Genomic DNA, 446 nt, shown 5'->3' with positions numbered 1-446 from the left:
TTTTTCTGGTTGTCAATATAAGTTATATAACTTATAATATTTTTTATAGAGGAGGTTGCTATATGGCTGTTAATAAAGACAAGTACACTCAAATTTTAGTTACTTTTACAAAAGAACAAGTAGAACAAATAGAAAATTATTGACATGAAAATAAGCTGAAGAACCGAAATGAAGCAATTCGTCAGATCGTAGACAAAGGGTTAAGTCGTAAATAATGGCTACCCTTTTTATTTTTCCTAAAAAACCTAAAAACGCATTTAAATGCCTTTACCCCCTTTACATGCGTTTTTATAACAAATATGACTTTATTGTATTAATAACCATATTAAAACCTCATACAACTAAATCTGAAGGTCCATTTTTTAGTTAAACTGATTTTTTTCATGAATTCTTGAAACAAATGAAAAAAGAGCTGAATTTTCATCACAGCTCATGTATTAATTGGT

At 27.8% G+C, this 446-nt stretch carries 1 pseudogene; it reads left to right on the top strand.

Features of this window, described 5'->3' with window-relative positions:
- The first annotated feature begins 62 nt into the window (after positions 1-62).
- A pseudogene (locus tag HMPREF2590_RS31165) lies at positions 63-215 on the top strand (ribbon-helix-helix domain-containing protein).
- Positions 216-446 lie beyond the last annotated feature (231 nt).

Origin of the sequence: Bacillus sp. HMSC036E02, assembly GCF_001836235.1 — a bacterium.
GTDB classification, from domain to species: domain Bacteria; phylum Bacillota; class Bacilli; order Bacillales; family Bacillaceae_G; genus Bacillus_A; species Bacillus_A cereus.
The sequence above is the reverse complement of the archived record's forward strand: the minus strand, read 5'-3'. Positions and strand labels throughout refer to the sequence as shown.